Source organism: Streptomyces aquilus, assembly GCF_003955715.1.
Lineage (GTDB): Bacteria > Actinomycetota > Actinomycetes > Streptomycetales > Streptomycetaceae > Streptomyces > Streptomyces aquilus.
This window is the reverse complement of sequence record NZ_CP034463.1, coordinates 5,773,692-5,785,511: the sequence shown is the minus strand read 5'-3', so window position 1 is coordinate 5,785,511 and position 11,820 is coordinate 5,773,692. Positions and strand designations below refer to the sequence as shown.

Below are 11,820 nucleotides of genomic sequence, written 5' to 3'. Positions count from 1 at the left end.
CGGCGGGTGCGCCGGGAACCAGGAACGACCCATGACCAGGTCAATTTCGGTGCAGGTCAAGGGAAAGGAGCGGTCAATGAGAGACCGCCGGGCAGGCGGCACGGCTTTGTGAAGACGTCGGTGAACGGGCCGCCCGCCCAACCGCCCCTGTGGCAGGATCCCGGCCCATGCAGCCTCTGGTGTCCGACGATCCGTCGTACATAGGCCCCTACCGTCTGATCGCCCGGCTCGGTTCGGGTGGAATGGGCCGGGTCTATCTGGCGAGGTCCGAGGGCGGACGTACCGTCGCGGTCAAGCTGGTGCACGCGGGCTTCGCCCAGCACCCGGGATTCCGCCGCCGCTTCGCCCGCGAGGTCGCGGCCGCACGGAAGGTCGGCGGCGAGTGGACGGCAACCGTACTGGACGCCGACACCGAGGCCGAGAAGCCCTGGGTGGCCACCGTCTATGTGCCCGGCCCGCCTCTCAACGCCGTGGTGGAGGGCGGTTTCGGCCCGCTGCCATCGGCCTCCGTGCACGTTCTCGCGCACCGCCTCGGCCTCGCCCTCCAGGCCATCCACGAGGCTGGGCTCGTACACCGTGACCTCAAACCGGCGAACATCCTGCTGACCGTCGACGGTCCCCGCATCATCGACTTCGGACTCGCCCGCGGCTACACGGCGAGCCTGGGCGGGAGCCTGACGGAACCGGGGGCGGTACTGGGAACGCCGGCCTTCATGTCACCGGAACAGGTGCGGGGCGAGACGGTGTCCCAGGCGAGCGACGTGTTCTCGCTGGGCTCGGTCCTGACGTACGCGGCAACCGGACGACTGCCCTTCAAGGGCCAGGACGCCGGGCTGCACAGCATGATGTTCCACATCGCCTACGAGGATCCGGACCTGGACGGTGTGCCGGAAGGCCTCGTCGACCTGGTCCGGCAGTGTCTGACCAAGCAACCCGAACGACGCCCTTCCGTAAGGGAGTTACTCGACCGCACCCGCAATGCCGTGGCCCGCGCCTGGCTGCCGAACGAACTCCTCGTCCGCCTCGGCCGCGACGTGGCCTGGTTGCTGGACGCGGAAGTGCACCTCGCGGACGACGACCCGGTGACGGCGGTGACGGTGCCGCCGCACGCGATGACGTTCCCGGACGTGTGGGGCGTCGAGGAGGACGGGGAACCGGGTCGGCGCCGGGACCCGCTGGACATGCCGGAGGCGGGGATCAGGCCGCCGAGCGTGCGGGCGACAGAGCCGGAACCACGACCGCGGCGTCGTCGCCGGGCACGCATCGGGCTCGCGGCCTGCGCTCTGGGGGTGGCCGGCACGTTGTCGTCACTGCCGTGGCTGGTCGGTCAGGTCAGCGCCGAGGGCCGGGACAACACGTTCGACGGTGTGTTCGGCGGCGGCGGTTGGGTCACCGAGGCAGGTGCGGAGGGACACGCCCGGATCGAGTCCCGGACCACCGTCGGCAAGGGGAGTCCCCTCGACTTCGTCGTCTCCGGCGGCAGGGTGACGTGCTGGGGGCGGAGCACGGTCCTCGCCCGCGAGGGCGACACCCTCACTCTGGGCACGGCGAAGGTGACGGCCGTGCTGCCCACGGGCGGCAACGCGAAGTCCTGCACCCCGAAAGGGCAGCAGACGCTGCGGGCGGACGACGACGGCACCGTGTCGTGGGTGTGGGCGGAGTCCGAGGCGGGTCCGACCCGGACGGAGTTCAGACTGAGCGACGAGGAAGCGCGGGACTACCTGCCCACCGCCTACGTCGGCACCTGGGACTCGGGCCGGGGGCTGCACCTCACGATCGAGCAGGGCGACTGGATCAGCGGGAGGGTCCTCGCACTGGACGACCGCTCCGGAAGGCACTGTGTGTGGTCCGCGGACGTGAACTCGTTCGCCGCCGGTGCGCAGAACGTCCTCATCCACCACGGAGCCCGTCTGGACCGGTCCGTCTCCGCGAAGTCCTGCGAGGCGCCGGAGACCTCTCGTCTGACACTCTCCTCCGACGGCCGGGAACTCTCCCTCGTCCCGTACACGAGGCACGGCCAGGAGCCCGCTGCCGCGGACATCGGCGAGCGTCTGCGCCGGGTGATGTGAGAACGCCCCGGCGGCCTCGCAGCCGCCGGGGCGTTCCCACCTCGCCTACAGGAACGAGTTGATCTCGATCGTCTCGTCGCGGCCCGGGCCCACGCCGATCGCGGAGATCGGGGCGCCGGACATCTCCTCCAGCGCCTTGACGTAGTTCTGGGCGTTCTTCGGGAGGTCCGCGAAGGTCTTCGCCTTGGTGATGTCCTCGGACCAGCCGGGGAGGGTCTCGTAGATCGGCTTCGCGTGGTGGAAGTCGGTCTGGGAGTAGGGGAGCTCCTCGACTCGCTTGCCGTCGATCTCGTACGCCACGCAGACCGGGATCTGCTCCCAGCCCGTCAGGACGTCGAGCTTGGTGAGGAAGAAGTCGGTCAGGCCGTTGACGCGGGTCGCGTAGCGGGCGATGACCGCGTCGAACCAGCCGCAGCGGCGGTCCCGGCCGGTGGTGACACCCCGCTCGCCGCCGATGCGGCGCAGCGCCTCGCCGTCCTCGTCGAACAGCTCGGTCGGGAACGGTCCCGAGCCGACGCGGGTCGTGTAGGCCTTGAGGATGCCGATGACCCGGCTGATCTTCGTGGGGCCGACGCCGGCGCCGGTGCAGGCGCCGCCCGCGGTCGGGTTCGACGAGGTCACGAAGGGGTACGTGCCGTGGTCGATGTCCAGGAGGGTGCCCTGGCCGCCCTCGAACAGCACGACCTTGTCCTGCTCCAGTGCCTGGTTCAGCACCAGGACCGTGTCGGCGACGTACGGCTTCAGGCGGTCCGCGTAGGACAGCAGCTCCTCGACTACCTGCCCGGCCTCGATGGCGCGGCGGTTGAAGACCTTGGTCAGGAGCTGGTTCTTGCCGTCCAGCGCCGCCTCGACCTTCTGCGTCAGGATCGACTCGTCGTAGAGGTCCTGGATGCGGATGCCGACGCGGTTGATCTTGTCGGCGTAGGTCGGGCCGATGCCCCGCCCGGTGGTGCCGATCTTCCGCTTGCCGAGGAAGCGTTCCGTCACCTTGTCGACGGTGACGTTGTACGGCGTGATGATGTGAGCGTTACCGCTGATCAGGAGCTTGGACGTGTCGACGCCTCGCTCGTTCAGCCCGTTCAGCTCGGAGAACAGGACCGACGGGTCGACGACGACACCGTTGCCGATGACCGGAGTGCACTCCGGGGAGAGGATTCCGGAAGGGAGCAGGTGCAGGGCATACTTCTGATCGCCCACGACCACCGTGTGGCCGGCGTTGTTGCCGCCCTGGTAGCGCACCACATAGTCGACAGACCCGCCTAGCAGGTCCGTCGCCTTTCCCTTGCCTTCGTCACCCCACTGAGCACCGAGCAGCACAAGTGCGGGCACGCGCGTACACCCCTTCCGGGCGGGGCATGTCCAAGGTCAGGGGCGTACGCGGCACAGCCCTGTGCCGCATACACCGGCGACCTTCTTCGGCCACCGTCGGCCGTGGTCGGCCGCGAACCCGTCGGACCCGGATGCCCCGGAATAGACGAAGCCCCTGGCGCAATAGCGCAAGGGGCTCTTGCACAAAGATGCTACCCGAGGAAGCGAGGCAGGACCGAGGTGGCGACTTCAGCGACTTCCGATCAGCTGCTGGTGGTCATCGATCCGGTCGCCCGGAGGACCGACGGCGAGTCGGTCCGGATCGCGAAAGACGTGCTCAGCGCGGGTGCGACCACGAAGGTCTGCATGCCGGAGGGGCCCGAGGAGTTCGCCCGGGTGCTGGCTCGCCGGGGTGCGCGGCGGCCGGTGGTGGTCGGCGACGACCGTGCGCTGCTGCGCGCGGTGTCCCTGCTGCACCGGCAGCGGGAGCTGGCCGGATGTGCCCTGTCCTTCGTGCCGGTGGGCGGCGCGCTGTCGGTCGCCCGTTCCCTCGGGGTGCCGACGGGCGCGGTGGCCGCCGCGCGGGCGGTCCTGGACGGCGTGGAGCGCCGCCTCGACCTGCTCGTCGACGACAGCGACGGGGTGGTGCTGGGCGCGCTGCGCATCCCCGCGCCGGCTCCGCGGCCGTCGGAACCGGCGGTGGAGGCGGCGGTGGCGGCGGCCGGGCGCCCCTGGCTGCGGACCTGCCAGACGCTCGTACGGACCCTCGTCCCGGCCCGCCCCGTCCGGGAGCCCGCGCCGCCCGCGCCCGGGCCCTCCCGGCTCCGGGTGGAGGTGGACGGGGTGACGCTGGTCGACCTGGGCCAGCCGGTGGAGGCGGTGTCGGTGACGCCGGGCGCGGCGGGGCTGGCCGAGGTGGAGGTGCGGCCGGTGTCGGTGGGCGCGGAGGCCTCCCTGCTGCGCGCCTCGGGCAGAACGGTGACGGTCACGGGCGCGGACTTCCGCTACGGCGCGGACGCGGGCGTGGCGGGCCCGGTACGACGCCGGACGTGGACGGTGTGGGAGGGGGCGCTGGGCCTGACGCTGCCGGGGCGGTGACGGCCCCGCATGGGGTTGTTACCGTTCCGGGCCGGCGATCACACCAGGAGGACGCGTGAGCCAGTACTTCGACGTGGGCGACGAGACCCTCTGGAACCCCTCCAACGGAGCCGCCCGCCTCTTCCTGCGCCATGTGCGGCTCTACGAGGAGGAGCTGGGCGTTCCCTCGGGGTTCGGTCCGATGGAGAACGACGAGTGCGAGATCGACCCGGCCGCCTTCGCGACGTACGTCGACGCCCTCCTCGACCTGCACGACCGCACCCGGCACTCGATCATCGACGCGCTCTCCGAGGGCTTCGTCGCGACGGTGCTGGTGCTCGCCGGGCGGGCCGGCATCGAGCCGCGGCGCCCGGCGCCCACCGACCGGCTCACGGGACTCACCGACGTCCAGGTGCCCGTGCCCGACGCCCAGGACAGGGCCGTACGCCTGCGTGAGCGGGCGGATCTGCTGCGGCGCGGGATGCCGGTCTAGCGCCGGCGCCGCTACTACGCCGGCAGCTCCAGGCCTGCCCCGGCCCTACGCCGGCAGCGCGTCCGACTCGTCCTTCAGGCCCACCCCGGTCGCCCCCAGCTCCCGCGCGCGTCCCATCAGCGCCGCCAACTTGCCCGCCGCGCCCTCGTACGACAGGCCCAGGGGCGGTCGGATGTTGGACAGGCAGTTGCGGTCGGCGTCGGTCGTCGCGCCCGGCACCGGCCGGTACGTCAGATACGCGCCCAGCGAGTCCGCCGCCGACATGCCCGGCCGTTCGCCGATCAGGACGACCACCATCGCCGCCCCCATGGCCGCCGCCACCGCGTCCCCCAGCGCCACCCGCGCCTGCTCGGCCAGCACGACCGGCGCGATCCGCCAACCGGGCAGCCGGGTCACCGTCTCCGTGACCACCGTCGCCGCGTGCTCGTGCACGGCCCGGCTGGACAGCCCGTCCGCGACGACGAACACCACGTCCCACTCCCCCGCCGGCAGATGCGCCCGGTCGGTCGCGTCCAACCGGCGTCCCAGATCCGGGCGTTGGAGATACGTCAGCCGGTCACCGGCCGCGCTGCGCACCCGTACCGTCGGAAGGCCCGGCAGCCCCGCCGCGACCCGGTCCGGCTCGAACGGCGAGTGCACCGCGTCCCGCGCGGCGGCGTGCGCGGCCTGGAGTTCCAGCCGGTGCCGGGTCGGGAGGGCGGAACCCGCCCGCCCGAGGCCGATCCGGGCCTGCGTACGGCCGCGCAGCGACCGCCACAACTCGCCTTGCCCCAGGGCCAGTTCACTCATGCCGCGAGCTCCCTTCCGGCGATCTCCGTCAGTGCGTGCGCGTCGACCTCGCGGATGCCGCCGGCTTCGTCGAGCAGCCCCATCGTCGCCAGCCACGCCTCGAACTCCGGTGCCGGGCGCAGCCCGAGGACCTCACGGAGGTACAACGCGTCGTGGTACGAGGCGGATTGGTAGTTGAGCATGATGTCGTCGCCGCCCGGCGTGCAGATCACGAAGGACGCGCCCGCCACGCCGAGCATGGTGAGCATGGTGGCCACGTCGTCGTCATCGGCGTCCGCGTGGTTCGTGTAGCAGATGTCCAGGCCCATGGGCAGGCCGAGCAGCTTGCCGCAGAAGTGGTCCTCCAGGGCGGCGCGCAGGATCTGGCGGCCGTCGTAGAGGTACTCCGGGCCGATGAAGCCGACGACCGTGTTCACGAGCAGGGGGTCGTAGCGCCGCGCCACCGCGTACGCCCGTGCCTCCACCGTCTGCTGGTCCACCCCGTGGTGCGCGTCGGCCGACAGGGCGCTGCCCTGCCCGGTCTCGAAGTACATGACGTTCCGCCCGACCGTGCCGCGCTCCAGCTTCAGGGCCGCCTCGTACGCCTCGTCGAGCAGCCCGAGCGTGACGCCGAAGGAGGCGTTGGCGGCCTGGGTGCCGGCGATCGACTGGAAGACCAGGTCGACGGGGGCGCCGCGTTCCATCAGGTCCACGCTGGTCGTGACGTGGCACAGGACGCAGGACTGGGTGGGGATGGCGTACCGCTGGATGACCCCGTCGAGGAGGTCCAGCAGGTCCCGTACCGCCTTCGGGCTGTCCGTGGCCGGGTTGATGCCGATCACGGCGTCTCCCGACCCCAGCAGCAGCCCGTCCAGCAGGGCGGCCGCGACACCCGCCGGGTCGTCGGTGGGGTGGTTGGGCTGGAGGCGGGTGGCGAGGCGTCCCGGCAGGCCGATCGTCGAGCGGAACGCGGTGACGACCCGGACCTTGCGCGCGACGGCCACCAGGTCGGCGTTCCCCATGAGCTTGGAGACGGCCGCCACCATCTCCGGGGTGAGCCCGGGGGCCACGGCGGTCAGCGCCGGACCGTCCGCCGCGAGCAGCCACTCCCGGAACTCCCCGACCGTCATCCCCGCCACCGGCGCGAACGCGGCCGCGTCATGCGTGTCCAGGATCAGCCGGGTGACGTCGTCGCTCTCGTACGGGATCAGCGGCTCGGTCAGGAAGGTCGTGAGCGGCACCTCCGCCAACGCCCAGCGCGCCGCGACCCGTTGCCGGGCCGACTCGGCCGCGAGCCCGGCGAGGCGGTCGCCGGAACGTTCCGGGCTCGCGGCGGCCAGCAACTGGGCGAGGGACGTGAAGCGGTGCCGCTCGCCGCCGAGGGTGGAGGTGTGGACGCTCATGGCGGCGACCGTACGAGCCGCGTGTTGCGAGCAGATTTCCGCAGATTTCCTCGGACTTCTAAAGGTCTGGTTGACAAACATTTAACGCCCCGAGACCCTTGGCCGACTCATTCGGCCGACAGAGTCCAGCCCGGTACACCAGCGCGTCAGCAGGAGAGGGGCCTAGCCCGATGGCAGTGGACGAGGGAGTCGCCCCAGCGGCGAAGACAGACGAGACAGGCACGGTTCACCGGCTCAAGCCCAACGCCGTGGGCCTGCTGGGCGTGGTCTTCATGGCCGTCGCGACGGCCGCGCCGATCACCGCGATGACGGGCAACGTGCCCTTCATGGTGTCGGCGGGCAACGGCATCGGTGCCCCGGCGAGCTACCTCGTCGCAATGGTCGTACTGGCAATCTTTTCCGTCGGCTTCACCTCGATGGCGAAGCACATCACCTCCACCGGAGCCTTCTACGGCTTCATCTCCTACGGCCTCGGACGCACCGTCGGACTCGCCTCCGGGCTGCTCGCCACGTTCGCTTACGTCGTCTTCGAGCCGGCCCTGATCGGCATCTTCTCGACCTTCGCGACCGAGACGCTGAAGGACCAGACGGGCGCGGACATCCCCTGGTGGGCGTTCGCGCTCCTGATGCTGGCGGTCAACGCCATGGGCACCTGGTTCGGCGTCTCGGTCGCCGAGAAGCTGCTCGTCGTACTGCTCGCCACCGAGGTCACGATCCTCGCCGCGATGGCGATCTCGGTCGCCTTCCACGGCGGTGGCCCGGACGGCTTCAGCATCGACCCGGTCAACCCGGTCAACGCCTTCAAGGGGACCAGCGCGGGGCTCGGGCTCTTCTTCGCCTTCTGGTCGTGGGTCGGCTTCGAGTCGACGGCGATGTACGGCGAGGAGTCCCGCAACCCGAAGAAGATCATCCCCAAGGCGACGATGATCTCGGTGCTCGGCGTCGGCGTCTTCTACGTCTTCGTGTCCTGGATGGCGATCACCGGCACCGGCCAGTCGAAGGCGGTCGAGGTCTCCACCGCCAACCCCCTCCAGCTGTTCTTCGGCCCCACCGAGCAGTACGTGGGCCACTGGGCGGTGAACGTCATGCAGTGGCTGATGATCACCGGCTCGCTGGCCTGCGGCATGGCCTTCCACAACTGCGCCGCCCGCTACATGTACGCGCTGGGCCGCGAGGGCGTCCTGCCCTCCCTGAAGAACACCGTCGGCCGCACCCACGCCCGGCACGGCTCCCCGCACATCGCGGGCCTGGTCCAGACGATCGTGACCGCGCTGCTCCTGCTGGCCTTCGCGGCCGCCGGCAAGGACCCGTACACCGGCACGTACGTCCTGCTCGCGATCCTCGGCACCATGGCGATCCTGGTCGTGCAGGCCGTCTGCTCCTTCGCGGTGCTGGTCTACTTCCGCCGCAACCACCCCGAGAGCCGGCACTGGTTCAGGACCCTCACCGCCCCGCTCGTCGGCGGCGTCGCGATGCTCGCGGTGGTGGCGCTGCTGGTGTCCAACATGGGCGCGGCGGCCGGTACGGAGTCCGGCTCGCTGGTGCTGAAGGCGACCCCGTGGCTGGTGGCGCTGGTCGCGGGAACGGGCATCGGATACGCCCAGTACCTCAAGCGCCGGGACCCGGCCCGCTACCAGCTCCTCGGCCGGACGGTCCTGGAGGAGACCAAGGAACGCTAACCGTCCGGGAACAGCTCCGCGCGGCGGACCTGCCAGCGCTCCATCATCTCGGCGAGGTCCTTCTCGATGAACTCGAAGAAGGCGAGCGTCTCGGCCAGCCTGCGGCCTGCCGGAGTCCCGGCCCCCAGGCTGGCCACACCTTCGCGCAGGGCGTCCTCCCAGCGCTTGATGACCGCCTCGCGGTTGGTGATGGCCTGGTACCACTGGTCGCTGTGCACCCGGTACCGCTCACGGCGTGAGCCGGGCTCGCGCTCCCGCGACAGCATGTGCACCTGGGACAGATAGCGCACGGCGCCCGAGACCCCGGCCGGGCTGATCTGGAGCCGTTCGCCCAGCTCGGCGGAGGTGAGGGCGCCGCTGTCGGAGGCGAGCAGCGCGGCGAAGACCCGGGCCGGCATGCGCGCCATCCCCGCCTCGACGAGCTGCGCGGCGAACCGCTCCACGAATCTGGACACCGCTTCGGGGTCCCGACCTGCCACGTCACTCATCCCCTCACCCTAACCGGCGTTCATACGCTTCCTTAACTTCACAAATTTCTGAAAGAAGCGTACGTTCTGAAGAATGACGAAGGCAATCACCGTCTCCGGCCTGCACAAGTCGTTCGGCCGGACCCACGCGCTCGACGGCCTGGACCTGGAGGTCGAGACCGGCGAGGTGCACGGCTTCCTGGGCCCCAACGGCGCCGGCAAGTCCACCACCATCCGTGTCCTGCTGGGCCTGCTGCGCGCCGACGCGGGCGCCGCGCAGGTGCTCGGCCGCGACCCGTGGGCGGACGCGGTCGAGGTGCACCGCAGGATCGCCTACGTCCCCGGCGACGTGACGCTGTGGCGCAACCTGTCGGGCGGCGAGGTCATCGACCTGTTCGGCAGGCTGCGCGGCGGCCTGGACCCGGCCCGCCGCGCCGAGCTGATCGACCGCTTCGAACTCGACCCCACCAAGAAGGGCCGCACATACTCCAAGGGCAACCGCCAGAAGGTCGCCCTGGTCGCCGCGTTCGCCTCGGACGTCGACCTGCTCATCCTGGACGAGCCGACCTCGGGCCTTGACCCGCTGATGGAGGAGGTCTTCCAGCGCTGTGTGGAGGAGGAGCGCGACCGGGGCCGGACGATCCTGCTGTCGTCGCACATCTTGAGCGAGGTCGAGGAGCTCTGCGACCGCGTGAGCATCATCCGCAACGGCCGTACGGTCGAGACGGGTTCGCTGGCCGACCTGCGCCATCTGACCCGGACGAGTGTGTCCGCCGAACTGGCGGGCGCCCCCAACGGGTTGGCCTCGCTGCCCGGCGTCCACGACCTCGACATCCAGGGCCACCGCGTCCGGCTCCAGGTCGACACCGACAAACTCGACGCCGTGCTGCGGCAGTTGTCCGAGTCGGGAGTGCGCTCGCTGACCTCGACGCCCCCGACCCTGGAGGAGCTGTTCCTGCGCCACTACCAGGAGGACGCGTCGTGACGACCTCCCTCGCGGGCACCGGCGTCCTGCTCCGCTTCTCGCTGCGCCGCGACCGGCTGACGATCCCGGTCTGGGTCGCGGTGAACGCGCTGATGATCCTCTCCATGCCCGCCTCCCTGAAGGGCCTGTACGGCACGGACGCCGAGCGGGCCGACCTGATCCACCAGGTGGCGACCAACGCGTCCTTCCGCGCCCTGATCGGCCCGGTCTTCGACACCGATCTCGGCGCGCTGACGGCCTGGCGCGTCGGTGTCTACGCCGGGCTGGTCGCGGCGGCGATGAGCCTGCTGATCGTCGTACGGCACACCCGCGACGAGGAGGAGAGCGGCCGCCAGGAGCTGGTGGCGTCCGGGATGGTGGGCCGCAGGGCGTCGCTGACGGCGGCGCTGCTGGCGGCGGCCGTCGCGAACGCGGTCCTCGCCCTCCTGGTGACGGCGGGCCTGGCGGGCCAGGGCGCCGTGGGTGCGCTCGCCCTCGGCCTGGGACTGGCCGCGGTGGGCATGGTCTTCGCCACGATGGCGGCGATCGTCGCGCAGCTGACGGAGAGCGCGCGGCTGGCCCGCGGGCTGACCTCCGGCATCCTCGGTGCGGCGTTCGTGCTGCGCGCGGCGGGCGACTCGGCCTCGGACGACGGCAGTTCGGTCTTGACCTGGCTCTCCCCACTGGGCTGGCTGGAGAACCTGCGTCCGTACGCGGACGAACGCTGGTGGGTGCTGCTGCTGTTCGCGGCGGCGGTACTGCTACAGGCCTGGCTGGCCTACGCGTTGGCGGGCCGCAGGGACGTCGGCATGAGCTTCTTCCCGACCCGCCCGGGCCCGGCGAGAGGACGGCTCGGCACGGCGGGGGCACTGGCCTGGCGGTTGCAGCGGGGCAGTGTGTACGGCTGGAGCCTCGCCTTCTTCGTCGTGGGTGTGGTCTACGGCGGCCTCACCGACGGCGTCGCGGACCTGGTCGGCGACAACAAGAACGCGCGCGAGATCTTCGAGCGGATGGGCGGCCAGAGCGGCCTGGAGGACGCGTTCCTGGCGTCGATGGTCGGGATGATGGGCCTGATCGCGGCGCTGTACGTCGTCCAGAGCGTGCTGCGCCTGCACGGCGAGGAGACGTCGGGCCGCGCGGAGCCGGTGCTGGCGAACGCGGTGAGCCGCCTGGGCTGGGCCGCCGGTCATCTGGTCATCGCCTTCGGCGGGGCGGTGCTGCTCATGCTGCTCACCGGTCTGGGCTTCGCCGTGGGCTACGGCAAGGAGATCGGCCCGATCCTGGGCGCGTGCCTGGTGCAGGTGGCCGGGGTCTGGGTCATCGGCGGCCTGGCGGTGCTGCTGTACGGGCTGCTGCCGCGGGCTGCGATGGCGGCGTGGGGTGTCGCCGGGGCCGTCCTGCTCATCGGCTGGGTGGGCCCGGCGCTGGATGCTCCGCAGGCGGTACTGGACCTGTCGCCGTTCGGGCATCTGCCGAAGTTGCCGGGTGGGGGGATGGAGTGGGGGCCGGTGGTGGTGCTGCTGGGGCTGGCTGCGGTGCTGGTGGCTGCCGGTCTGACGGGGCTGCGGCGGCGGGACATGACGGCGTGACGG

10 protein-coding genes are annotated in these 11,820 nt (G+C 71.2%); 6 read left to right on the top strand and 4 right to left on the bottom strand.

From position 1 onward, the window contains the following. The first annotated feature begins 167 nt into the window (after positions 1-167). Complete coding sequence (locus EJC51_RS26550; protein ID WP_126273387.1) at positions 168-2,069, top strand: serine/threonine-protein kinase; 1,902 nt, start codon at positions 168-170, stop codon at positions 2,067-2,069. Positions 2,070-2,114: 45 nt separating this feature from the next. Here the strand turns inward: EJC51_RS26550 and EJC51_RS26545 are convergent, their stop codons facing one another. Then, entirely contained in the window at positions 2,115-3,398 is a 1,284-nt protein-coding gene (locus tag EJC51_RS26545; RefSeq protein ID WP_126273386.1) for an adenylosuccinate synthase, read from the bottom strand. A gap of 219 nt (positions 3,399-3,617) precedes the next feature. On the opposite strand from EJC51_RS26545, the gene EJC51_RS48265 reads away from it, so the two are divergent. Both EJC51_RS48265 and EJC51_RS26535 read left to right on the top strand, forming a co-directional pair. Then, a complete protein-coding gene (locus EJC51_RS48265) occupies positions 3,618-4,475 on the top strand; it encodes a diacylglycerol kinase family protein (RefSeq protein WP_207924807.1) in 858 nt (285 codons plus the stop codon). Positions 4,476-4,530: 55 nt separating this feature from the next. Then, on the top strand, positions 4,531-4,947 hold the full coding sequence (locus tag EJC51_RS26535) for a DUF6086 family protein (RefSeq protein ID WP_126273385.1): 417 nt from the start codon (positions 4,531-4,533) through the stop codon (positions 4,945-4,947). Between the two features lie 45 nt (positions 4,948-4,992). Here the strand turns inward: EJC51_RS26535 and eutC are convergent, their stop codons facing one another. Beyond that, positions 4,993-5,736 (bottom strand): ethanolamine ammonia-lyase subunit EutC, encoded by a 744-nt coding sequence (eutC, locus tag EJC51_RS26530; protein WP_126273384.1) that lies wholly within the window; start codon positions 5,734-5,736, stop codon positions 4,993-4,995. Beyond that, positions 5,733-7,118, bottom strand: a complete 1,386-nt coding sequence (locus tag EJC51_RS26525) for an ethanolamine ammonia-lyase subunit EutB (RefSeq protein WP_126273383.1) — start codon at positions 7,116-7,118, stop codon at positions 5,733-5,735. The genes eutC and EJC51_RS26525 overlap by 4 nt, the downstream gene beginning before the upstream one ends. Positions 7,119-7,288: 170 nt before the next feature. Between EJC51_RS26525 and EJC51_RS26520 the strand changes: the two genes are divergently transcribed. Further along, entirely contained in the window at positions 7,289-8,797 is a 1,509-nt protein-coding gene (locus EJC51_RS26520) for an APC family permease (RefSeq protein WP_126273382.1), read from the top strand. Here the strand turns inward: EJC51_RS26520 and EJC51_RS26515 are convergent. Continuing rightward, positions 8,794-9,285, bottom strand: coding sequence for a GbsR/MarR family transcriptional regulator (locus EJC51_RS26515; protein ID WP_126273381.1), 492 nt, complete (start codon positions 9,283-9,285; stop codon positions 8,794-8,796). The two genes, EJC51_RS26520 and EJC51_RS26515, sit on opposite strands and share 4 nt — an antisense overlap. Before the next feature lie 73 nt (positions 9,286-9,358). Here EJC51_RS26515 and EJC51_RS26510 point away from each other — a divergent pair, with 73 nt between their 5' ends. Further along, complete coding sequence (locus tag EJC51_RS26510) at positions 9,359-10,249, top strand: ABC transporter ATP-binding protein (RefSeq protein WP_126273380.1); 891 nt, start codon at positions 9,359-9,361, stop codon at positions 10,247-10,249. Next, a complete protein-coding gene (locus tag EJC51_RS26505; protein ID WP_126273379.1) occupies positions 10,246-11,817 on the top strand; it encodes an ABC transporter permease in 1,572 nt (523 codons plus the stop codon). Before EJC51_RS26510 ends, EJC51_RS26505 begins: the two co-directional genes overlap by 4 nt. The last annotated feature ends 3 nt before the right edge of the window (positions 11,818-11,820 follow it).

What these genes read in the sequence shown, in the direction of transcription:
- EJC51_RS26550 (WP_126273387.1), top strand. Translation starts at nt 168, where the DNA reads ATGCAGCCTCTGGTGTCCGACGATCCGTCGTACATAGGCCCCTACCGT.
- eutC (WP_126273384.1), bottom strand. Translation starts at nt 5,736, where the DNA reads ATGAGTGAACTGGCCCTGGGGCAAGGCGAGTTGTGGCGGTCGCTGCGC.
- EJC51_RS26525 (WP_126273383.1), bottom strand. Translation starts at nt 7,118, where the DNA reads ATGAGCGTCCACACCTCCACCCTCGGCGGCGAGCGGCACCGCTTCACG.
- EJC51_RS26520 (WP_126273382.1), top strand. Translation starts at nt 7,289, where the DNA reads ATGGCAGTGGACGAGGGAGTCGCCCCAGCGGCGAAGACAGACGAGACA.
- EJC51_RS26515 (WP_126273381.1), bottom strand. Translation starts at nt 9,285, where the DNA reads ATGAGTGACGTGGCAGGTCGGGACCCCGAAGCGGTGTCCAGATTCGTG.
- EJC51_RS26510 (WP_126273380.1), top strand. Translation starts at nt 9,359, where the DNA reads ATGACGAAGGCAATCACCGTCTCCGGCCTGCACAAGTCGTTCGGCCGG.